Source organism: Actinoplanes sp. NPDC051633, assembly GCF_040681735.1.
Taxonomy (GTDB): Bacteria; Actinomycetota; Actinomycetes; order Mycobacteriales; family Micromonosporaceae; genus Actinoplanes.
Genome location: NZ_JBFAZH010001563.1, coordinates 1 through 1,474 on the forward strand (window position 1 = coordinate 1; position 1,474 = coordinate 1,474).

Below are 1,474 nucleotides of genomic sequence, written 5' to 3' on the forward strand. Positions count from 1 at the left end.
CTCGACCCACTTCGTGCCGGTGCCCAAGGTGGTCAAGAAGGCGGAGCCGAAACCGGAGGAGAACACCCCGGCCGGCGAGAGCATGATGGACGTGATCGTCGCCCGGCTGATCGGCCAAGGTCCGCCGGCGCACCAGGTCTGGCTGCCGCCGCTCAACCAGTCCGTGGCGCTCGACGAGCTGCTCGGCCCGGTCGCCGTCGACCCGATGCGCGGGCTGGCCTTCGCCAACCCCGAGCTGCACGGCGCTCTGCAGGTGCCGATCGCGCTGGTCGACAAGCCGCGCGAGCAGATCCGCGACGTCGAGTGGGTCCAGCTCGGCGGCTCGGCCGGGCACATGGCGGTGGTCGGCGGCACGCAGAGCGGCAAATCCACCGCGCTGCGAACCCTGGTCTGCGGCCTGGCGCTCACCCACACCCCGGCCGAGGTGCAGATCTACTGCCTCGACTTCGGCGGCGGTGGCCTCGGCGTGCTCCGGGACCTGCCGCACGTGGGCGGTGTCGCGGCCCGCCGCGACGAGGTGCGGGTGCGGCGGACGATCGGCGAGATCCTGACCCTGCTGGCCGAGCGGGAGGTGCGGTTCGCCGAGTCGAGCGTGGAGTCGATGGCGTCGTACCGGCGGCGGCGGGCGAACCCGGCCGGGGTGGCCGCCGACCCGTTCGGCGACGTGTTCCTGGTGATCGACGGCTGGGCCACGATCCGCTCGGAGTTCGACGAGCTGGAGGCGGTCATCACCGACATCGCCACCCGCGGTCTGTCGTACGGCATCCACGTGGTGGCCTCCGCGACCCGGTGGATGGACTTCCGTCCGGCCATCCGCGACCTCTTCGGCTCGAAGCTGGAGCTGCGGCTGGGCGACCCGAGCGACTCGAGCGTCAACCGGCGGGCCGCGATCAACGTGCCCGAGATCGCCGGCCGCGGCATCACCGAGCACCCGACGGACAAGAACAAGAGCCTGCACCTGCTGACCGTGCGGCCCGAGCTGACCACGCTGGGCGAGACGAGTGAGCTGGTCAAGGAGGTGGCGGCCAACTGGCACGGGCCGCCGGCGCCGCGGGTGCGCCTGCTGCCGCCGTCCTGGGCGTACTCGGAGATGGATCTCGAGAAGAGCACCGGGCTGCGGCTGCCGATCGGGCTGTCCGAGCAGGACCTCTCCCAGGTGGAGATCGACTTCGCCACGGAGCCGCACTTCCTGCTCTTCGGCGACTCCGAGTGCGGCAAGTCGTCCTTCCTGCGCGCGCTGGCCACCACCGTGATGCGGCGGTTCCAGCCGGAGGAGGCGCGGCTGATCCTGGTCGACTACCGGCGCAGCCTGATGGATCTGCCCGAGAGCGAGCACCGCATCGGGTACGGCATGCAGGCCGCCAAGACGCTCGAGCTGATCGAGTCGGTCGCCGGCTACTCGAATTTGGGAACTTTGAGCAAGAGGCAAATGAAAAACACGAAAATGCATTATCTGATTATTATTCTTTCAAGG

General features: G+C 69.5%; 1 protein-coding gene. It reads left to right on the plus strand.

The window, feature by feature from the left end:
- Positions 1-1,474: type VII secretion protein EccCb (gene eccCb / locus AB0M20_RS43150; RefSeq protein WP_364307255.1), on the plus strand; the 1,474-nt coding region annotated here is incomplete at both ends.